This window comes from Parachlamydiales bacterium, from assembly GCA_041671045.1.
GTDB lineage: Bacteria > Chlamydiota > Chlamydiia > Chlamydiales > JABDDJ01 > JABDDJ01.
This window is the reverse complement of record JBAZCF010000001.1, coordinates 448517-467145: the sequence shown is the minus strand read 5'-3', so window position 1 is coordinate 467145 and position 18629 is coordinate 448517. Positions and strand designations below refer to the sequence as shown.

General features: G+C 43.9%; 16 protein-coding genes and 1 tRNA gene. 6 read left to right on the top strand and 11 right to left on the bottom strand.

Going from position 1 to position 18629, the window contains the following annotated elements; genetic code table 11:
• Positions 1 to 130: 130 nt before the first annotated feature.
• From ptsP to WC222_02125, 4 genes are all read right to left on the bottom strand, one after another.
• A complete protein-coding gene (ptsP, locus tag WC222_02140; protein ID MFA6915172.1) occupies positions 131 to 1909 on the bottom strand; it encodes a phosphoenolpyruvate--protein phosphotransferase in 1779 nt (592 codons plus the stop codon).
• Positions 1910 to 2176 carry an HPr family phosphocarrier protein gene (locus WC222_02135; protein ID MFA6915171.1) on the bottom strand — a complete coding sequence of 89 codons (267 nt, stop codon included), beginning with the start codon at positions 2174 to 2176 and terminating at the stop codon, positions 1910 to 1912.
• A gap of 62 nt (positions 2177 to 2238) precedes the next feature.
• A complete protein-coding gene (gene hprK, locus WC222_02130) occupies positions 2239 to 3222 on the bottom strand; it encodes an HPr(Ser) kinase/phosphatase (GenBank protein ID MFA6915170.1) in 984 nt (327 codons plus the stop codon).
• Between the two features lie 211 nt (positions 3223 to 3433).
• Entirely contained in the window at positions 3434 to 4243 is an 810-nt protein-coding gene (locus tag WC222_02125) for an SMI1/KNR4 family protein (protein MFA6915169.1), read from the bottom strand.
• Between the two features lie 141 nt (positions 4244 to 4384).
• Here WC222_02125 and WC222_02120 point away from each other — a divergent pair, with 141 nt between their 5' ends.
• Positions 4385 to 4975, top strand: coding sequence for a hypothetical protein (locus tag WC222_02120; GenBank protein ID MFA6915168.1), 591 nt, complete (start codon positions 4385 to 4387; stop codon positions 4973 to 4975).
• Positions 4976 to 4999: 24 nt separating this feature from the next.
• Here WC222_02120 and WC222_02115 read toward each other — a convergent pair whose 3' ends face one another.
• Entirely contained in the window at positions 5000 to 6178 is a 1179-nt protein-coding gene (locus WC222_02115; GenBank protein MFA6915167.1) for a hypothetical protein, read from the bottom strand.
• 121 nt (positions 6179 to 6299) lie between these two features.
• Here WC222_02115 and WC222_02110 point away from each other — a divergent pair, with 121 nt between their 5' ends.
• The 4 genes from WC222_02110 to WC222_02095 all read left to right on the top strand — a co-directional run bounded on the left by WC222_02110 (position 6300) and on the right by WC222_02095 (position 11192).
• On the top strand, positions 6300 to 7841 hold the full coding sequence (locus tag WC222_02110) for a ComEC/Rec2 family competence protein (GenBank protein MFA6915166.1): 1542 nt from the start codon (positions 6300 to 6302) through the stop codon (positions 7839 to 7841).
• A gap of 62 nt (positions 7842 to 7903) precedes the next feature.
• A tRNA-His gene (locus WC222_02105) sits at positions 7904 to 7976 on the top strand.
• Between the two features lie 27 nt (positions 7977 to 8003).
• Positions 8004 to 8783 carry an undecaprenyl-diphosphate phosphatase gene (locus WC222_02100; GenBank protein MFA6915165.1) on the top strand — a complete coding sequence of 260 codons (780 nt, stop codon included), beginning with the start codon at positions 8004 to 8006 and terminating at the stop codon, positions 8781 to 8783.
• A 27-nt stretch (positions 8784 to 8810) separates the two neighbouring features.
• The gene (locus WC222_02095) at positions 8811 to 11192 is read left to right on the top strand and encodes a DNA translocase FtsK (protein ID MFA6915164.1); all 2382 of its coding nucleotides are present in this window, start codon (positions 8811 to 8813) and stop codon (positions 11190 to 11192) included.
• A 2-nt stretch (positions 11193 to 11194) separates the two neighbouring features.
• On the opposite strand, the gene WC222_02090 is transcribed toward WC222_02095, so the two are convergent.
• A complete protein-coding gene (locus WC222_02090; protein MFA6915163.1) occupies positions 11195 to 11485 on the bottom strand; it encodes a hypothetical protein in 291 nt (96 codons plus the stop codon).
• A gap of 123 nt (positions 11486 to 11608) precedes the next feature.
• Between WC222_02090 and WC222_02085 the strand changes: the two genes are divergently transcribed.
• Positions 11609 to 12379, top strand: coding sequence for an MBL fold metallo-hydrolase (locus WC222_02085; protein MFA6915162.1), 771 nt, complete (start codon positions 11609 to 11611; stop codon positions 12377 to 12379).
• Between the two features lie 148 nt (positions 12380 to 12527).
• Here the strand turns inward: WC222_02085 and dnaJ are convergent, their stop codons facing one another.
• The 5 genes from dnaJ to WC222_02060 form a co-directional block, all read right to left on the bottom strand.
• On the bottom strand, positions 12528 to 13694 hold the full coding sequence (dnaJ, locus tag WC222_02080; protein ID MFA6915161.1) for a molecular chaperone DnaJ: 1167 nt from the start codon (positions 13692 to 13694) through the stop codon (positions 12528 to 12530).
• 128 nt (positions 13695 to 13822) lie between these two features.
• The gene (gene rpsU, locus WC222_02075) at positions 13823 to 14002 is read right to left on the bottom strand and encodes a 30S ribosomal protein S21 (GenBank protein ID MFA6915160.1); all 180 of its coding nucleotides are present in this window, start codon (positions 14000 to 14002) and stop codon (positions 13823 to 13825) included.
• A gap of 106 nt (positions 14003 to 14108) precedes the next feature.
• Positions 14109 to 14780 (bottom strand): tRNA (adenosine(37)-N6)-threonylcarbamoyltransferase complex dimerization subunit type 1 TsaB, encoded by a 672-nt coding sequence (gene tsaB, locus WC222_02070; protein MFA6915159.1) that lies wholly within the window; start codon positions 14778 to 14780, stop codon positions 14109 to 14111.
• On the bottom strand, positions 14771 to 15907 hold the full coding sequence (locus WC222_02065) for an HD domain-containing protein (protein ID MFA6915158.1): 1137 nt from the start codon (positions 15905 to 15907) through the stop codon (positions 14771 to 14773). The genes tsaB and WC222_02065 overlap by 10 nt, the downstream gene beginning before the upstream one ends.
• A gap of 154 nt (positions 15908 to 16061) precedes the next feature.
• Positions 16062 to 18329: a hypothetical protein gene (locus WC222_02060; protein ID MFA6915157.1), complete on the bottom strand. Its 2268-nt coding sequence runs from the start codon at positions 18327 to 18329 to the stop codon at positions 16062 to 16064.
• Positions 18330 to 18629: the final 300 nt, after the last annotated feature.

Genomic DNA, 18629 nt, shown 5'->3' with positions numbered 1-18629 from the left:
ATCAACTTTTTACACAAATATATTATTACTAATTTTACAAGTTAATAGTTTAAATTAAATTCATCACTTATTATTAGTAGATTTATTGAGTTGTATTGGACTACAAATCTGCGCCAGTTAAGGCGTTACGCTAAAAATTGTAAAAACAGTCCTCAGGGACTGCATCGCGATAAGCTTCCGCAATGAGATCCTGCACCTCAGCGGAGGTAGATAAGGCTAGGGCTTGACGCGCTAATTCTACGGAAAAGACCGCGCTGGTACAACGAATAGCATTCTTGACTAAGGGTAAATAACGGCAGGCCACGGAAAGTTCATGTACGCCTAAACCTAATAATAGAGGTGTAAAACGAGGGTCGGAGGCAATTTCGCCACATATAGTCACAGGAATGCCTTGAAGATTTGCTTCCACAACAACCATTTTAATTAGTCGCAGCAGACTGGGGTGACACAAAGAACTGAGTGTAGAAGCCGCATGATTTCCTCTATCTACCGCCAAGCTATAGTGGACTAAGTCGTTTGTTCCGATAGATAGAAAATCACATTCACGAGCTAATAGATCTGCTATAACAGCTGCCGAAGGAACTTCGATCATACAGCCAATGCGAATGTCTACTTTCTCAATAATACCTTCATTGATCAGTTCTGACTTCGCTTCTTCCAATAATATTTTTGCTTCTCTCAGTTCTGGTAAAGATGTGATCATCGGAAATAATATGCTGACATTGCCGACAGCTGCTGCGCGTAGGATGGCACGAAGCTGCCTTTTGAAAATGTTTCGTTCTTGAAGGAGAAACTGGATGGCACGGCAGCCGACAAAGAAAGGTTCATCACTTCCTTCAATACGTCCGATAAAGCTTTTATCCCCCCCGATATCGAACGTGCGAATGACTGTTGGAAGGCCCTTCATCCGCTCTACAAAAGTTCGATAATGAGTGAATTGCTCTTCTTCGTTCGGAAAGGTATCCTTAAACATAAATGCATTTTCTGAGCGGAGAAGACCTATTCCGTTTGCCCCATATTGATGCAGTAGATCGATTTCTTCCACAGCTTCCACATTAGCGCAAAGATTCATCCTCAACCCATCGAAGGTCTCGGCATGGCATTGAGCGGTATGTTGTAGTTTCTCGATATGCAAAGAGAGCTGTTTTTGAATGTAAGAATAAATGGTTAAAGTATCCGGGTGAGGATCAAGGATCACCTCTCCAGTTCTACCATCTACGATAATGATGGAGTTTTCTGAAAGGGGTATCCCGCGTAACGGTAAACGGGCGATATAAGGGATGCCTTTTGCTTTTGCGATAATAGCGGCATGGGTTGTCATTCCTCCTGCCTCTGTCACAAAAGCTAGGACTTTAGAGGGATCTGCTTCAGCTGCTTCAGATGCGGAAAGTTCGTTAGCGATGATGATCACACCTGCGGGGGCTTCTGCTAAAGAAATGCGTACAGAATGACGCAAGTGTCCCATGATGCGTCGGGCAACGTCCTGGATATCATTGAACCTTTCCCTGAAAAAGGGATCGCGCATGGCCTCAAATCGCTGCTGAAATGTATTCATAGCCCTAAGAAATGCCACCTCAGCGTTTTTTCCCATTTCGACGATGAGGGATTCGATATCGCTTGTTAAAAGCGGATCATCGAGGATTTGCAGATGGGCTTCCAATATTGCAGCACCTTCGGTTACTTGCTCATGGTCCATTTGACGGCGCAGACGTTCAATGTCAAGCCTGCTTCGTTCTAGTGCTCTTCGGTAGCGGGCAATTTCAGTTTCTACTTCGCTGACGTTCACAGAGAATTCGGGAGTGGCGGTATCATCAAAGGCATAGAAAAAAGGCTTGCCAATGGCAACGCCGCGGCACACGGGAGTTCCTTGTAATCGAAGTTCCCCTTGACGCGTAGCGGTTTTGGTCATTTATTCACCAAATTTGTTGTCAAAAGCTGAAACCAGCTTCTCCATCGTTTCAGGCGCATCCGAGCCGCGCACAGTGATTGTAATCGTAGTATTGCGCCTTGCTGCCAGCATCAAAATGCTCAAAATGCTTTTTGCATTGATCGTCTCTTTCTTGTAGGTAAAGGAGACATCGCTTTGGCAGGACTGCAACAACTTTACGATTGCTGTGGCGGGCCGAGTATGGAGGCCCATTGTATTTTTGACACGTACTTTGCGGACGAGTTCCAAAATAGCAACCCTTTATTTTTAGAATGGTAATATGTAAAAAAACTATGATTAAGAAAGAATATTCAATTGACATTAGCCACTTCCCCGTAAGGATTCATGGGAGGAGTTTTAATCCGTGGACCGGTTGTCATCTCTATAAGCTTATTACGGAATTCTCTGGCAGAATTATATCCCATGCCTTTCAATCGATGATTGAGGGCAATCGTTTCGAGCAGCAAGACCACATCCCGTCCCGGTTTAACAGGCAGGACGTGAAACGGAACTTTAACATTAAGAAGATCACAGTAGTGTTCTTCCAGGCCAACCCTGTCATAGAAATGGTTGTCATCCCAGACTTCCATCTTAACGACAAGATCAATATTTTTACTTGCACGTACACAAACAGCTCCGTACAAGTGCGCGACATTGATGATACCGATGCCGCGAATCTCCATATGGTATTGGGTGAGGCCAGCTCCGAATCCTTCGAGCTGCATCCCTTCCCGTTTTTTAATACGGACGACATCATCGGAGATAAGACGGTGCCCTCTTTCCACTAGACCTAAAGCTGCTTCGCTTTTTCCGACAGAAGAGTCGCCTTGGATCATAACACCGACGCCAAAGACTTCGACTAAGGAACCGTGGCAGGTGGTGGAGGGTGAAAATTCTTCTGTCAGCAATTGAGTCAGCTTACTTAATAAGTTCATCGTACTCATTCCCGCGCGAAAAAGGGGGACATCGTGTTTTTCGCACAAATGGACAAGCTCTTTGGGGGGGCGGTAACGGCGGGTAACGATGACTGCGGGAGTGGGAGTAGAAAGCAATATATCCAGCCGTTCAACGCGAAGATTCGAAGGTAGGTGGCGTAGGAACTCTATTTCTACCTTGCCAAAAATCAGGACACGCTTCTCAGCATGGTTTTTCATATACCCCGCAAGGGGAAGTCCGGGGCGATGCACTTCAGGAACACGGATTTTACGGCGGAGCCCCTTCTTTCCGGCAAGAAGCTCAAGCCCTAAACGTTGTCCATGCTGTGCAAAAAGGTCTTCTACATAGTAACTAGGCATCTATATTAGTTTCGCGTGGTATTGAACCAAAAACATTACTTTATGTTCTTTTAGGCTGCAAGATTTTATTTTCTCAAGTTGAACGGCCAGAGAGGCCGCAAGTAAATGATGATAGACGCATACCTGATTTAATCCTAACTTATCCCTAATCTTGCTGCTGCATATTGCAGCAGACTGGGACGCAAGTTGACTAAATCTAGTTTTTATACGCTTAACTGATTCTTTCAAGATAGAAGATAAGCCAGTCGGCAAAAGTAGGAAAAGCCATCTGCTCTTCCCTTCCGGTATTCGACGAAGGATCGTTGACTGTATGGGCCAGGCCTGAGTAATAGACGTTCCCCATTTCCGATTCAGGATGCCATTCGCCCCAAAAACATTGGTAGAAGGGCATGCCGAAAGATTCATAGAAAGGAATAAGCGTCCTGGCTTCCACCACTTTACCTGCAGTAGTCTTAAGGGTATCCTGCTGCAATAGATAGGATTGGAATCTCTCATAGCTTAGGGTAAGTTTCTTCGACATCGTCAATCCGGTGCAGTCGGTCGTTTTGGCGAATCCGTCATGTACTTGAAGGAAAGCTACATAATCGGAAGGGAGCACCCATTCTGAAAAGTAATCTTGTATTTCAATCAGTCTATCTTCAGTGATGGGGGGCTTGCCGCGAAAAAAACCTGCTTCGTTAGGTAGGCTGTAAACCATATGACATTCTAAAGGGTCATCAAAGCGGCTTTGGGTTACATAGATGCCAATGTCATTCAGGGTGTCAAAAAAGGAGACTAGAAAGGCTGAAAGGCGCGGATGATCTTTTAATTTTCCCAGCCAGAATTCGCGCACTAATTCGATGCGGTCTGAAGTGGGCAGCTGAGCAAGTTCAAGCCAACCTTGACATTCAGGTGGCAGATTGCGGGCTAACTGATCAAAATCTCCATCGGGTGCATCATGTAACACAATGACCTTATGGAATTGGCCTTGAGGCGTTTTTTCCGAAAACTGGCAGAAATAATCTTTTACGTGCTGGTCCATGCCTTCATCTCGTGTATTAAAAAAACAATATATAACAAATGCTTTATTTTTTAAGTACCGTTGTAAAGATTCGATAAAGATTTCACTGGACTTATTATCAAAAAATCTATAACATTCAGTTAAAAAAGCGTATATTTTCTTATGGTTGAAATAATTAGACTCCCTAAAGTTGCAGTGTTTAGCGTCTACCGGAAAGACAAACCCGGCTCATATGAGTCTATCCACGCATTTTCGGAATTAGTCTTACTTGACCGTACCCATTCCCCGTACCACCCTTTACTCTATAAGCTTCACTTAGACATGCTCGATATCGAGAATACCAATCAAATCTGTGCGGCTAATCCTCCCTCGCTCCAACAAAATGCTGAACTTATTTCCTGTGAAGTATCCTATATCGACCGTCAGAAAAAAGAGATCACCCTTTCCGATATGAGCACCATCCGCTATAAGTACTTGATTGTTCTTCACGGTAACAGCAACTTATCTTCCTATGAAAAGGATGAGGCACTTGCTGCCGGTATTCCTACACTAAGCGGCGCATTGCGTATAAAAAATCAGACCGAACGTTTGACTGTAGATACACATAGCACCTCAACCCAGGGCAAAAGAACTGCTATCAAAGCTATTTCCTCAGAACAGAACCACCTTTTGGAAATGATGCTGCAGTATCAAGTACAAAAAAATCCAAAAACCAATCTGCATGCCCGTCACGTTTTAGAATTCCAAACGTAAGCCTTTGCAGGATTTTGCTCTATATTATCCCCCTAAATCAGTCCCCTTCATCCACTTTTCAGTAGCGCTTATCCGTGAATAGATCATTTTCGATGCTTCGCGAGGAACCTTTCCGTCTTGAAAGCGGTCCCAACGACAGACGCACGAAGTTAACGCCTCCCTGATTTTATCTTTTAACGCCTCTACATCTGTAACTTTTGAGGCCCAAGCTTGTTCAATGGCTAATGAGGTATACTTCATTTCCGGGGTATGGACATAAATGACAGGTTTACCTAAGAAGGAGGCTTGTACACCCACCGTGGAGTTGACAGTCAATACAACATCCGCAATGGCCACTAGATGCGACGTTAAGATTTCGCTGCCAACAAAATGGATTTTGTCTGCGTGAGGGCCAAACATTGCTCTCTCAAAACTGCCGTTTGTTTTAGGATGTAGAGCGAACACTATGTGCAAATTCAACATAGCTTCAATCCCTGCCACAAACAGAGGAAACGCCGCCTCATATTCCATCCCATATCCTCCCACGAATAGCAGAATGGATTTATCGTCTGTTAGGAACAGCTTTTCCTTGATCATATTAAAATTCTGTCCGTTCAATGAATCCAGCCAATATTCTAATGTAGGCTGGCCTACCACATGAACATCGCAATTAGGGTAATACTCGCGAACGCTCTCGCCTATCCCCTTGGCTGGAACAAGAACTTGTGTAGCGATATCCATGAATTTAGCTTGAATGCTATTAGGGTCTATAGGAGAAAAAGCATCATAGAAAGCTAGGATCTCCGCGCCTTGTTCTTTGAATAATTCGCACAGCTGAAGTTGGAAGGCTGAAACCATCCCCGTGATGAAAATATCGGGATGGCAATGTAATTTTATCCTTTTGAAAACTTTGTCAGGAATTTTGAGGTTCCGGTCCCAAGATAACAACTCGTGATCATGCGACCAGTGGAATTTTTCATAGATATCCAGTACATGAGGTTCATCCTTCATTAAGGACCAAGAGGTTCCTAATGCGATAATTTTATAGGGTATTCCCTCATATTTCATCTCTTCAATGACGGATTTAAGAGCAAATGTTTCACCGGCATCAAATAAACAAAATAATATTGAAGGTGTTTTTGATGTTTCGTCTGTTTTATGTAGATAATAACCTGTTTCTAAAACAAAATGATTAAATATTTGAGATAGATTTTTATTATCCATAAAACCTTGATAAGTAAAAACATTATCATTTACTATTATAACCAAATTAATATTTTAGTTAATTTACACTCCTCTATTTTGTTCTTTAATTAAAGTATTTATTGGGGTAAATTCCTTTGCTATGTTGAATAGCTTAACAATTTTCTGGGGACGTTACCCGGCTCTCCTGTATGGGATATCATTTCTCTTGGGAGTCAGCACAAAACTTTGGCCCTCGCTTTCTCTGATCTTTCCTCTGATTTTCCTTTGGATACCGTTATTAAGCGGAATTTGCACTCGCTACCGCAAGCTTCTTACACGTCTATTACTTTCAGCTCTTGTTTTTTTCAGCGGCTATTTCTATGCAGGAATGCATAAAATAGATTTAACGATCCCCTCATCAGGTATTTATGGGACTGCAGTCCTCGAATTGCAGGAAGCATCCTATAAAAAAACTGCGATTGGACCCCGTTGGTTTGTTAAAGGGACTTTGTTAGAGATTTCCACTCAGGAAGGAACTTTTACCCCTGCTATTCCGGTGAAACTAGTATTCAATGGCAAAGAGAATGCCTTTGTTCCCTCATTAAGGACTGTATGGAAAGTGGAGGGCACCCTTAAGCTTTCCAATGCACAAGGGACCTTTCAGTTTAAAAGTGATCCCAAATCTCCATGGGTTCCTTTAAGTCAATCCTGGAAAGGTCTCTTTTACGAAAAACGCCAGGAAATTAAAGACGGCATTAAAGAGTACATTCAAATTCATCTGAATAATCGCAGCGGCCCGTTTTTAGGTGGGATGATTGTAGGAGAATTTGATGATATTGTATTAAGGCACCAATTTGGGAAATTTGGCCTGCAACATATTTTAGCAATTTCAGGTTTTCATTTTTCTCTTCTTGCGCTTGCGTTAGGGATATTTTTTAGGCTTTTCCTGCCTTTTCACTATGTGAATATAGCCCTAATCGTAGTTTTGACAGGGTATTTTATACTGCTAGGATTAACTCCTTCCGTCATAAGGGCCTGGGCTGCAATTGTCCTCGCATTAAGCGCCTATTTCATTTCGCGTCGTCCCTCAGGCCTTAACCTGTTAGGAGCGGGATTGCTTGCTGTTCTGTTGATAGATCCCCTATATGCAGCACATATGGGATTTCAGTTCAGTTTTGGGATCACGGCAGCAATACTCCTTTTTTGCAGCCGTTTTGAGAGATCCTTAAATCGACTGGTCCCTACCCGGCCCTTGAATATTGCTTCCGCATGGAATACTGCCGCTCAACATTGTTATATTGCTGCGTATAGCTTGAAAGGCACTTTAGCACTTTCTTCGGCTGTCAATATAGCGGCTATTCCCCTAGTCCTCTATCATTTCCATTCTTTTCCACTTTTCAGCCTAATCTACAATCTGTTTTTTCCATTCTTTATCGGTATTTCCCTGCTTTTACTTTTATTGGGTGTATTCGCGCATGCGGTATTGGGTGACCTAGGGACGGTTGTACACTGGCTGAACGCTAAATATACACATTTTGTCATGGGGATGGCATTGGATGCTCCGCCTTCGATGGATATTCAATGGTATATTCCTGAGATACCTGTAAGCATGATTTTACTTGTTATGTCTTTAATTTTCGCTGCAGGCTGCTGGCTTAAAATGCGTGAAGACTCTTGCAATGACACTGACATTATATTCTAAAGTCATATTCTATTTAGATTTGACATAAAAACATCAAAACATGCAATATTTGTGCCGTTATGGCGATCGTAGCTCAGTCGGTAGAGCGTCGGATTGTGGTTCCGAAAGTCGCGGGTTCGAGTCCCGTCGTTCGCCCATCTTTTTTCTTACCGCAACACTCCCATGTCCATTATTGAAGCGCTGTTCCTTGGTGTCATCCAAGGCTTGACCGAATTCCTGCCTATTAGTTCTTCCGGTCATCTTATGCTTATGCAAGGACTGCTCGGAATGCAAAACCTGCGCGGCCTGATGCTTTTTGATCTTGTCTGTCATTTAGGAACTCTGGGCGCCCTCTTTGTTTATTTCCGCGACAATATCAAACATCTTTTTGCCGAGCATGGCCGCCTTTTCTTTTTAATCTGCTTGGGAACACTTCCCCTCTTCTTTATCGTCCCTTTTAAATCATGGGTAGATAAAGCTTTTGAAACGCCTACATGGCTTTGGCTCGCTTTCCTCACCACAGGGATTATCCTTTACTTTGGTGAATACTTCGGCAGAGATAAAGGAGACGACATCCGCCCCCTACAAGCTTTCTCTGTCGGCGCAGCACAAGCCTTTGCTGTTATTCCAGGAATTTCTCGCAGTGGCACGACAATTTCTGCTTCCAGGATCGTCGGCATTCCCAGGCGTAAAGCCGTGGTTTTTTCTTTTCTCCTAGCAATCCCTGCAATTTTAGGAGGAACTGTTCTAGAGGCAGCTCATATTTTTTTCAAACCCCACGCTGTAGTTGCCGCGAATGTAGGCTTGCTTCAATATGCCGTAGGGTTTATTTTCTCGTTTATTGCCGGCATCGCCTCCCTAGGTGTGGTGATGCGCATCGTACTAAACGATGCGCTAAAATACTTTGCGTGGTACTGTTTTGCCATCAGCGCATTTTGCTTGTTCTATTTTGTTATTCTCTAACAGCGTGCTTACTTACCAAGTGTTATTATGACGAGAAAAAGGCATCACTCACATCAGCAGCATCCATTGCCTGCAGCGGCGCCCGTAAAAACGACGCAGCCATTACCCCAAGAAGTTAAGGGGTTGATCGTCCTTGCCATCACACTTATTTTTCTCGTTAGCACCCTTAGTTTTGCTTATGCTTCCCACTCCTCCAATTGGCTAGGAGCATTGGGTCATACTATCGGCAAGATTATTTTTGCCGCTTTCGGCTTGGGTTCCTATTTTCTCTTTTTGCTGATGGCTTGGGTCGGATGGAGAATCCTTTTAAACAAACCGCTGCATAACCTGAAAAAAAATATCCTCTGCTCTCTCCTTTGTATCGCAGCGGTTAACCTAATTTTCTGCATAGTAGAAGACACACTACCGGATCTGCGTACCTGGCTGGGTCAAACTTTCATCCCTCAGATGTGGATTAAAAAACTAAAGTTCCATCTTGGCGGCGCCCCTTTTTACTTTATCTATCACGATATTCCCAAGGCCAACCTTTTAGGAATGCTTAACACCTTAGGTGTGACCCTCTTAGCCTTAAGCATGCTCGGATTAGGACTGTTATATCTCTGCAAATCCGACCTGCAGCGCCTCATGCTCAAGACTGCTGAATATTACACACACTGCGTGGCTTGGGTGCGCGTAAAACTGTCAACGCCCCCTAAAGAAGAGCCAGCCCAAAATATCTCGATTGAAGAAATCGATCCCCCTCCTATCACCTTACCCGCTAAGCTGCCTTCCAAGCGTCGTCCCCAGCGTGTGTTGATGGCGTTACCACCACAAAATAGCGAACCTTTCATCGAAGACCAAACCCATCCTCCGCTTGAAGAAGAAGAAACTTCTCCGGAAGATAGACGTGAAAAAGCCTTGCGCGCGCAACGCGCCTATAACGGCGACTTCCAAGCCTACGATCTGCCTAGCGCAGCCCGGCTCACGCCTGCAAAACCTATTGACTCAGCACAACTGGACGAAATCCTAAGGCACCAGGCAGATATTTTGGAAGAAACCCTCCTCAATTTTGGCATTGTCGCAAAAGTGGGCAATATCAACTGCGGACCCACCATCACATCCTTTGAGGTTCATCCCTCCGTTGGAGTTAAAGTTCAGAGAATTAAAGCTTTAGAGGACGACATTGCCCTTAACTTAGAAGCAAGGTCGATCCGTATTATCGCCCCTATACCCGGTAAAGCCGCTGTAGGAGTAGAAGTTCCTAGTCCTTTTCCCCAAGAAGTCGGATTCCAAGATATCCTTCTTGCCTATCAGCGCGGCAATAAACGCTTCCATATTCCTATCTTGCTCGGCAAAGCTGTCAATGGCGAATACGTCATGAGCGATCTGGCAAAGATGCCGCACTTGATTATAGCAGGTGCGACAGGATCCGGTAAATCTGTCTGTATCAACACTATCGTAATGTCTATCGTCCTGAATGCACGTCCGGATGAAGTACGCCTAGTAATGGTCGATCCCAAGAAGGTGGAATTGACGCCTTACAGTCCCCTTCCCCATATGCTTGCACCAGTAATCACAGAACCTTCCGGAGCTTGCGCTGCTTTACAATGGCTGGTCAAAGAAATGGAAAGCCGCTACGAATTATTGAAGTTGCTAGGCTACCGCAATATCGACTCTTTCAATACACGTACGCCCGACGCAGAAAAAGAAGCCTCTTTAAATAGGGATGTCCCTGAAAAACTTTTCTATATTGTAGGCATCATCGACGAGCTTGCAGACCTAATGATGGTATCAAGCCATGATATTGAAACCTATATTGCACGCATTGCACAAATGGCCCGTGCCGTCGGCATCCACCTCATCCTCGCCACCCAACGCCCATCCAGAGAAGTCATCACCGGTCTGATCAAAGCCAACTTCCCTGCGCGCATTAGCTTTAAAGTCGCCAGCCGTGTGAATAGCCAGATTATCCTGGATGAGACAGGGGCTGAAACTTTGCTAGGCAATGGTGATATGCTGTTCCTCCCTCCGGGAACATCCACCTTAATGCGTGCCCAAGGCGCTTATATTCGCGACGAAGACATCAACCGCGTCATCCAAAAGATCTGCGAACAGTCCCCTCCCCGCTATATTATCAACTCTTTTGATGATATGCATATTTCAGGATTTGGGAACGAGTTGGAAAGTGAAGATGGACCGCTAGATCCACTCTATGAGCAAGCCAAGGAAGTAATTCTCAGCACAGGAAATGCTTCTACCACATTCTTGCAACGCAAACTTAAGATGGGCTATGCCCGTGCTGCCGGTGTAATGGACCAATTGGAGCGCCAAGGGATCATCGGACCGGCGGAAGGGAGCAAACCTAGAAAAATCTTAGGCAAGGTTCATCGTCAACCTGAGGACGACGAAGATTTCGATAATGAACTTTAAACTCAAGTTGAGTTTAAATCGTGTTTATCTTTAGTGGGGAGTTGAATGACTCCCCAGGAACGGGCTAAATTCTCAATATACCTACGATTTAGCTGCACAAAGAGCTCTAACTTTTCGCTGATTTCGTCATAACCTTCAAGTTTGCTCTGCAGCGCCTCCAACTCATTCAATAGCTGCTCCTGAACTTGTTGCAAATGAATAAGCTCAGTTTCTGATGGATCATGCGCTGAGAGGTCTACTAAAGCTTCTGCATTTTTAAGAAGCTTATCTAAAATTTCTTGTGATTTTTCCATAGATATTACATGTACCAAGAACTGTTTTAATTTTACAATAATTTAGAATCGCGTCCTTTTTCTTAGCTGTTATTAATCAAATATGCTAAAAATGCTGTTTTCTATCACACTTATGGTTTTAATATGGGATACTGCCCACTCGGTTCGGGTTCTAAAGGTAATTGTATTTATGTCGCGTCTAAAACTACGAAGATACTTATTGATGCAGGACTTAGTGCTAAAGCTACATTAGAACGTCTGCAGTCAATTAACGTAGATATTGGGGATATCGATGCCATAGTGATCTCGCATGAACACAGCGACCATATCCATGGAATTAAGGCTATCGTTAATAAGTATTCCATCCCTCTCTTGGCGAATACCGAAACAGCCAAAGGAATCGTCGGAGTATTGGGTTTTTGTCCTAAGTTCAAAATCTTTTCTACCGGAGAACCTTTCACCTTCGGTGATATACATATCCACTCATTTTCCGTTCCGCATGACACTCTTGATCCGGTCATGTTTACCCTTACAATTGACACTGTCAAATTAGGCATTTGTACTGATCTGGGCTTTGCAACGACGTTGGTTCAGCATCAGCTTCAAGGTTGCGACTATCTTCTTTTAGAGTCAAATCACGAACCTTCGATGGTAGACGCTTCCCCACGCCCGGAGTTCCTCAAACAACGGATCAAAGGACGCAGCGGTCACCTTTCTAATGCCGATTGCGCTAAGCTCCTCTGCACTATCGCCCACGATAAACTAAAACATGTGCACCTAGCGCACCTATCGCGTGAGTGCAATTCACCCGAAAAAGCAATGCATGTTGTGACATCGCTATTGAAAGAACAAGGGATTGAATTGAATGTGGAAGTGGCCCCTCAAGAAACATTGGGTAGGGCTGTCTTTTTTTAAGCGAAACGTTTCCAAGGTGGAGTGCGCGACTTATAGAGGACACTTAATCTTGATAAAACTATCTTTTAAAATCATTGTGTAAGATGCCCTCGACAAGTCGAGGGCTATGAAAGCGGCGTAAGTCCCCTACTCCTATACTAGGATAGGTTTAACTGCTGAACAAGCTTTTGATTTTGTCTAAAAAGCCTTTACGCTGAGGAGTGTTCGTAGGGCTCTCCAGCGCTTCAAACTCTTTCATCAACTGCTTCTGTCTTTCGGTCAGCTTGGTAGGAGTCTCTACCACAACTTTAACAAGCAAATCCCCCTTAGCTTGACGTCCAAACGCTCCGCCATTGCTATGTACATCAGGGAAGCCTGAACCTTTCACACGGAAGATCTTACCACTCTGCGTGCCTTCAGGAATGGTCACACGCACAGTCTGACCGCCTAATGTAGGAACATCTTTCTTACAGCCTAATGCAGCTTCGCTAAAGCTAATCGGAAGAGTTAAGAGGATATCGTTGCCCTCTCGCTCAAAAATACCGTGCGGTTCAACATTGATGAATACATAAAGGTCCCCTGGCGGGCCACCTCCGGCTCCGGCATCGCCGTAACCGCTCATCTTTAGACGCATGCCATTGTCAACGCCAGCAGGAATATGCACTTTGACGTGTTGCTTTTCTTTAACAACGCCCTCACCGCGGCAGGATTTGCAAGGATCGGTAATGACTTGTCCACGGCCGCCGCATTTTGGGCACGTCATAGACATGCTGAAAAAGCCGCGTTGTTCAAAGACTTGTCCGTGGCCGCTACAGGTAGAACAGGTGGAGATCCCTTTGGGATTGCTGGTGCCGCGCCCTGTACATTCTTTACAGCGGACGTAATTGCTGATAGCTAACTCTTTATCAACGCCTTTGGCTGCTTCTTCAAAACTTAGGGTGATTGTCACACGTTTGCTAGCACCTTGGCGGGCTGAATTACCGCCGTGTGCTTGGCCGCCGCCCATGCCGCCGAAAATACTATCGAACATGGAATCGCCGCCAAAAGCTCCCATAAAAGTACGCAAGGCTTCATCCATAGAGGAAAACCCACCCGGATGGCCGCCGCTCATGCCGGCATTGACACCGTCTTTACCGAAACGGTCGTACATTTCGCGTTTTTTATCATTGCTTAGAACTTCGTATGCTTCGGAGATCTCTTTAAAGCGCTTTTCAGCTTCGGCATCACCGGGATTCTTATCGGGATGGAATTTAACCGCTTGCTTGCGATACGCCTTTTTGATCTCCTCGGCTGTGGCATTTTTTTGGATTTCTAAAACTTCGTAATAATCTGCCATAGGTATATCGAGAGAGTAAAGGGTTTATAAATTCTTAATAAGGAAGCACTTAAAATATATCTAAAAGGGAGTTTTTTTTGCAAGGAGGCAAAATAAAGGCGCACAATTGAAATGTGCGCCTAAAAGTACTAGCGTTGACGCTTATATTTAAGAGCTGCTTTAGATTTCGCGCGTTTTTTGATAGAGGGCTTAGCGTAAAAACGGTGAGCTTTAACGGATTTCATTACACCTTCTTTATCGAGGCGTTTTTTCAATGCTCTTAGGGCTTTGTCGATGGACTCACCGACGCGAACTTTAACGGCTGTCATTTAATAGCTACCTTTACTTAAATCTGATTTGTTTTTTTTTGGGATTATACCCACTATTCATACTACTTAATCTAGCGCAAATGAAACTAAAATACAAGGCTTAATCTCATTTTTCCCTTTCTATTTCCGCTTGTGTTCGCCGCAAATAGAGAATTTCCACTTCGGCATTTAGAGAGTACTCCCCTTTCAACCAGCGCTTTTTTACTGCTTCTGCCATAAGAACAGGTGATGGGAGAGCTTCATGCCAGTCTTTTCCACGTAAAAAAGCTGTTTTATCTTGGAGACGGTTGGCGTGGGGTGAAACAACAACGTGTATACCTTCTAATTTTTCAGCAACCTTATCCAGCGGCAATAAAAAAGGCGGGGCATATTCTATGCGGCCTTGCTGAATGGAACCGATAGCGCCGTAGACGCCGCCCATGCGCGCATCCAACAATACTGAAAACTTCCCTTCAGTCATTCCGAGCGGCGCGTAGGCTTCCACGCTGGGCACACCGACCAAGGGTTTCTTTAGGGCATACGCTAAACATTTGGCGGAGATAATTCCTAAGCGCATTCCCGTATAGGATCCTGGACCGGCGGTGACGCCGATGAGATCTACTTCATTCAGCGAGAGGCTATTTTTCTGAAGAGCAGCATGCAGGGTGGGAATGAGAGCTTGAGCGCTATCGAAAGAGCTGCCAAGAAAAGATTGGAATTTGAGGACTCCTCCAGAAAACACAGCTGTGAAACCTGTTTCGGTGCAGGTATCTATAAGTAAAGTCGTGTCTACCACCATTCGATCCTCATCGGAACGAGCAATTTCTCTAGGACTTTGACGAAATACTTGTCTGTCATCCCCGATATGTAATCTATCACCATAACCGGATTGTTGGTTTCTTTTTTGTAGGCATCGGATTTATTCTCAGCAAAGTGTTTCCATACGTGACTATCCGGACCACGGTTTTCCATATCTTCAAGCAGATGGTGGAAGAGAATGGAATAGGCACGCTCGATCTTCTTCGATTCCACTTTAAGTTTAGGGTGGAGGTAGATGTTGTGGAAGTTAAAGTCGCGTAAAGTATGCAGAGCTTTGTAGGCTTCTTCCGACATGGCGATATAGTCTTGTTCGTAGCTCTGCTGTATAACGTCGGCAGCTAGGTTGCTTAATATCACGCGGTTGGCATTGCCCAAATATGTTTTGGGGACATCTTCGCGCTGGATGATACCTAACTGGATGGCATCTTCAATATCGCGTCCGACATAACTCATCGTATCACATAACTTGACTAAGCATCCCTCTAATGTCATGGGGATAATGGTTTTATCTACATCCTTCATCTTCTCTGCTAAATCGTTTTGATGGTCTTCCCAGGTCTTATCAAAACGGGGATTCAGGACTAGCTCCCGCATGCCCCCGTCGTGGCAAAGGAAACCGTCGTAAACAGCTAAGCCAAGATTCAGGGGTTCGATCGAGGTAAATAGGCGGCACGATTGCCAGGGATGAGCAAAAGGTTTTCCGGTAAACTCTTCCGATAACTTAGAAAGATAACCTTCGCCTTCGTGTCCAAACGGTGGATGGCCGACATCATGACCTAGTGCGATAGCTTCCACTAGGTTGCAGTTCAGGCGTAGGATTTCGGCTATGCCCCGCGAAAACTGGCTGACAAGCTGCACGTGCAGGCTGCGGTGAGTGATATGATCATTATCGACTAGATAGACCACTTGCGTTTTATCTACATAGCGCGAATAGGCTTTAGAATGGACAATACGGTCTACATCGCGCTTATACGGTAGGCGATGATCGTCATCTGCCCCGCCGAGACGTTGGTGATCTTTGGAAAGGGCGGCTTTAGGATGAAAATGCTGCGCCTCATGAGCTTCCGCCACGTCGCGATAAGTTGTTAAGGGTGATTCTTTTGACATGAGGCACCTCGTCACTTTAATTTTTGGACGAGGTTAACATAAATAGGAGATATAGAACTAGTCCGCGCAGTATTCGGGGTTGCGAAAAAGGACGGCAGGAATAACTTTTCAATTACCTTGCCGTCGAATAGTATATTATGCCCCTGCTAGTATATTATGCCCCTGCTGTGCCTGAATGTTTCTGGATATCGGCCAATGTGAAATTGTTGTTCTTCCACGCTTTCGCATTGGGGTAAAGCATTGCATCTTCAGTGACTTTATAGCCGCCGGTTCCGGTATTGATCTCGGTAACTTCTTCACCACCGTATTCTTTAAGCATCTGTATGTAGATCTCCACAAAACGTTCTTGATTCTCAGGCCGTTTCATTTCTTCTGTCGTGGGGTAATGTCCCATCTCATTTCGCATCTGCTCAAATGTGAAAGCGACAGCGACCTCAATACCTGTCCTATCTTTGGCGCTCATGCAGTTTACCAAGGCCGTAATTCCATCGACCTTAACATGCGGCTTTTTAGGATCGGATGGTTTAACATCGTCAGGGTATTTCTTGATAACATCTGCTAACCTGTTGGATAAGACTTCTATTTTAGCGGCCAATTCGTATTGGTTACCGTTTCCTAAATAAGAGAGAGGCGTTCTGGTTAACCGATTAATGTCTTTTTGCAGCGATCTGATTTCATTTAAATCCTCCCTATCCGATTCACTCTCAGGTTTTTTTGCTTCTCCACCCGTAGAGAGACGTGCCTCTAACCGCCGCGCTATAGAATCTGTTGTCAAGTTGATATTTTTTATAGAATCTCTTGCTTTCCACCACTGTTCCAAAGTACCTAAAGCGTATTTATTCGCACCTGCATTCACGCCGGTATTAAAGGAGGAAATATTGTATTTAACGAATATGTTCACTCCCCCCAGACTCAGTGATTGAGGTGGCTGGTTGTGGAAAGATTGTAAAGCATTGAATTGCGAACGCCACATTTTCTCTTCTGAAGAATGAAGCTTTTTATCTTTATCTTTACCCAGATTTTTTAAGTCCTCTATCAGACCCCTAATCATATCGGGAGTAACAAGGCTCGTGGATACAATCGACTGATTCCAAGGATTTTCTGCTGTGGAATTTGCGGCAACTTCTTCTAAGCTTTTTCCTGATTCAGCGATGCTGATCAATACAGATGCAGTCATTAATTCTTGGGTCATCTGTGTAGCGACTCTTAACCTTTCTGCGGGATTTGTCTCAAAACGGAAGGCATTGACAGCATGCCTGAGTACCTGGTGAACTCGGCGTGCTTCCACTTTAATTTCCGTTCCTTTTCCAGATGTTTCAATCACCGACAATTCATTAAGATATCCGTTGATCACATGCTCAGTTTCTCTGTTTGCAGAACTTGCCCCCGCATTTCCGAAAATCCCCCCAAATTTACCCACCTTAACTACTGCTTCACCCGCTTTACGATTGGCATTCAAACTGCTTGTTACATGCTGATCAAACTCTATATTCAACGGTATGAACTTACTATTTACAGTGGTGTTACCTCCGGCAGGGCTTCCTGTCAGCGTGAACTCTTTATCAAAAGTTGTACGTACCCTTAGGTCTGCCTGTTGGGCGATATAAGATTTGATTTGTTTCGCCCCTTGCTTTGGAGTAAATACCTGGCCCACAGTATAAATTGCATTTGTGCCGACAACATTACTGTTTCGAGCCAAGGCTTTTGCGCGATTATTATTGATTTTAAGATAAATGTTTCCCTGTGCAACAGTCGTTGTCTTTCCAACATTTTCTTTTGTACGAGCCTCAATGTCAGCCTCTGCTGCCTTCTCAAAATTTTCTATGGCTTCATCGAATGATTTGACGACACGGTTTGCCAGACTCAATTTCTCGCTAATCGTAAGTTTTCTTGCAGTATTTTCAGGAACTAGAGATTGATTCTCGGGAGCTGCTGAAGTAAAGACTTTTTTAAACCAAGGTTTTTCGAACAAACCTGCTGCCAAGCGCAACACCTTTCCTTTTTTGCTATTGGTGGATAAATCACGAATCATTCCCTTCAGTTCTTTTTTCTCGCTCTTTGTAAAATTTTGATGCTCGATTGTTTTATTAATAAGATTAATATTATAGTCCGCTAAAGCTTGACCTAATTCTTTTACAGTTTCATTCTTTATTCTTTTAACTTCTTTATTGTAATCCGATTTTTCAATTTTCGGATCTAAACTAGCGATTTTGTCATTGGCATCTCTTTTAATGCTATCTAGTTTAGCCAGGGTATTTTGATAAAGAATGCTGATGCTAGTTTTGAGTTCAGAAGAACCCCCGATAACAACAGCCTGGTGCTGACTTTTATTAGTATTAAGAAGATCTACCGCACCTTGGTAAGATTCATCAATACGGTTTAGTGCTGGGGTTCTATCAGGAATACTATTATTTGTTGCCATATTTACACCTAATTTATCTTCTTTATAATTTTATTATCGCTCTTTTAATATTAAGATCGAGTAAATTATTTATTATAATTAAAATAAATTAGTTACGCTCAGTAAAAAATATATTAAAACAATCAATTAATCATTGCAGAGAAAGAGTGGAACTCCCCAAGTAACTTTTATGTGGAACCAAGAGCTCTTCCGTAGTGATACTAAAAGTAAAGGTACGGGCAAAAGTGCTGAGGAGAGGGATTAAGATGCCCCCACGGGTTTAAACTTGAAAGCTTTCCCGGTAATCCATATGATGTTGGG